The 2,924-nt window shown below is 34.2% G+C and carries 3 protein-coding genes; 1 reads left to right on the top strand and 2 read right to left on the bottom strand.

Annotated features, from left to right (window positions below; genetic code table 11):
- Window positions 1-115 precede the first annotated feature (115 nt).
- Window positions 116-1,786: a Na+/H+ antiporter NhaC family protein gene (locus Q0800_RS04675; protein ID WP_299128016.1), complete on the top strand. Its 1,671-nt coding sequence runs from the start codon at window positions 116-118 to the stop codon at window positions 1,784-1,786.
- Here Q0800_RS04675 and Q0800_RS04670 read toward each other — a convergent pair.
- Window positions 1,779-2,249 carry an ankyrin repeat domain-containing protein gene (locus tag Q0800_RS04670; protein WP_299128015.1) on the bottom strand — a complete coding sequence of 157 codons (471 nt, stop codon included), beginning with the start codon at window positions 2,247-2,249 and terminating at the stop codon, window positions 1,779-1,781. The genes Q0800_RS04675 and Q0800_RS04670 overlap by 8 nt on opposite strands.
- Window positions 2,250-2,314: 65 nt before the next feature.
- Window positions 2,315-2,924 (bottom strand): peroxidase family protein (locus Q0800_RS04665; protein ID WP_366518831.1); only part of this gene is annotated, 610 nt, incomplete at its 5' end.

Below are 2,924 nucleotides of genomic sequence, written 5' to 3'. Positions count from 1 at the left end.
GCTCCTAAAACAATTTGAGTTAATGAATCCATATAATTGACTGCAAAATTACAGAATTAATCCATTTGCAATTGGTTTTACAAAATCGTAACATTACAAAACTAAACTAACAAAAATGCAAGACGACGATTTATCTGAAATAAAAATAGATGACCAAAAAATAATTGATAATAAAGAGCTAAATATTTTTGAAGCACTTGTTCCTGTAGTGATTTTAATGATTCTACTGGCTATCAATATTTTTGGATTTGAAGGTGAAATGATGGGTGGCTACTCCAATCAATACATTCTTCTTATTGGTGGGTTTGTTGCTTTCATGGGTGGTTTACTAAATAAGGTTACACCACTAGTAATGTTGAAAGAAATTTTGGAAAATCTAAAAAGTGTTGTTGTGCCAATAATGATTTTGTTCTTAGTTGGTGCACTTGCAGGTACTTGGCTCATAAGTGGTGTAATACCTGCAATGGTTTATTATGGACTGCAAGTTTTAAGTCCAGAAATTTTCTTACCAGCCTCAGTTATAATTGCAGCAATCATCTCAATAGCTACAGGAAGTTCTTGGACCACCTCGGCTACAGTCGGAATCGCCTTAGTTGGTATTGGTACAGCTCTAGGTATTAATCCTGGTATGATAGCTGGTGCCGTAATCTCTGGTGCCTATTTTGGCGATAAGATGTCACCTTTGAGTGACACAACAAACTTAGCTCCTGCCATGGCTGGCACGGATTTATTTACACATATAAGATATATGGCTTTTACGACCGTTCCTACTATTTTATTAACTCTTGTAGTTTTTGGAATAATAAGTGCTTCGATTGAGCCAACGGGCAGTTCGGACACCGAATTCATACTCAGTACAATTGATAAATATTTTAACATAACACCTTGGTTGTTTTTAGTGCCAATTGGTGTTGTGGGTCTAATTCTATTAAAGACCAAACCATTAATAGCTCTAGGTTTTGGTGTCGTTCTAGCTATAATATTTGCGTTTATTTTTCAACCAAAATTGATTAATGAAATATCGGATTCTTCTACTACTACAGTTGTAAATTCTATTTTCTCAGATACTAATATAGAAATAGACGATTCGGAGTATATGGCAGCACTTACAGAATCAGATATTGATAAAATTAAGACTGATGAAGATGGTTTAAGAAAATTATTTTCAGACGATGATTTAAAGGGTGTTTATACCAATGAGAGCTTAAAGGAATTCTTCTCTTTAGACTACAAAAATTCAAATACTATTGAAAATAAGGCAGAAAATTTAGAAAAACTGATTACAATTAAGCGTTTGAAAAAACTTTTCGGAGCTGGTGGCATGAAAGGTATGCTATGGACCATTTATCTTATTGTATGCGCCATGGTTTTTGGTGGTATTATGGATGGTATTGGTGCATTAGCAAGAATAACTAAAGCACTGCTTTCTGTAGCCTCTTCTGTTTTTGGTCTATTTGCAACCACAATAATAAGTTGCTTAGGATTAAACGTAATTGCGTCCGATCAATATTTGGCAATCGTTATACCTGGAAAAATGTTTAAAAAAGCCTATGAAGATAAAGGCTTAGCACCAGAAAATTTGAGTAGAACACTTGAAGATTCTGGTACAGTTACCTCAGTTCTTATTCCTTGGAACACCTGTGGTGCCTATCAAAGTGGTGTATTAGGTGTTGGTATTGGTGAGTATTTTGTTTATGCTATTTTTAACTGGCTGAGTCCTTTTACAACCTTACTCTTCGCAGCTTTAAGAATAAAAATTAAGATGCTTACAACAAAAACTAATTAAGCATAGTTTCAATATTTGTAAATCCTTTATCCTTAGCATAATCTAAAGCTGTTTTACCCTCTATATCTTTTATAGAGGTATCTGCATTATGTGCTATTAACTCCTTTACAATCGCTTCTTGTTTGTATTGAGTTGCAAAACTTAAGGCAGTAGTACCTTTGTTATTTTGCGCATTAATATCTGCATTATGTTTAATTAAAAGCTTTACTAAATTAAGGTTACCTTTAAAACTTACGCCTATTAGTGCGGTATTACCAGAGGCGTCTTTACCATTGATATTAGCCTTGTGGTCTATTAATATTTTGGTAATAGCCTCTTTATCAAAATAGGTAGCAAAAATTAATGGTGTAAACCCTCTAGCGTCTTCACTATTTACCAAATGCGGATTGTTCTCTAACTGCCTTTTTATATTCTCAGCGTTACCTTGCTGAATGGTTCTAAAAAATAATTCTTGTGCGTTCATATGTCATAAAAAAAAGACCTACAAGTTTTAAAATTGTAGGTCTTCATTAATTAAAATTCATCTATTTATTTTAAATCAAAACGATCTAAATTCATAACTTTAGTCCACGCTGCAACAAAATCTTTAAGGAATTTTTCTTCCCCATCGTTTGCGCCATAAACTTCGCATACTGCTCTAAGCTCTGTGTTAGAACCAAAAATTAGATCTGCTCTTGTACCTTTAAATTTAACTTCGCCAGTGTTTCTGTTACGCCCCTCAAAGTGTGTTTCTGCTTCAGAAGTTTCACTCCAAGTGTATGTCATATCCAATATATTTTTAAAGAAATCATTAGAAAGTTGACCTACATTATCTGTAAAGACACCGTAATCTGAATTATCGAAATTAGTACCTAAGACACGCATACCACCAACTAAAACCGTCATTTCTGGGATTGTTAATGTTAATAGGTTTGCTTTATCAATCATTAAGTCTTCGGCTTTTACATCTGCATTGGAATTTTGGTAATTTCTAAATCCATCGCCAACAGGCTTAAGATAGTTAAACTGCTCTATGTCTGTCATGTCTTGAGACGCGTCTCCTCTACCTTGAGCAAATGGCACTGACACTTTGTGTCCAGCTTTATTTGCTGCCTCCTCAATACCTGCATTACCACCTAGTACGATTAAATCTGCTAGT

The sequence above is a fragment of the uncultured Winogradskyella sp. genome (genome assembly GCF_937958655.1).
Taxonomy (GTDB): Bacteria; Bacteroidota; Bacteroidia; order Flavobacteriales; family Flavobacteriaceae; genus Winogradskyella.
Note: the sequence above shows the minus strand (reverse complement) of the source record. Positions and strands in the feature narration are given on the sequence as shown.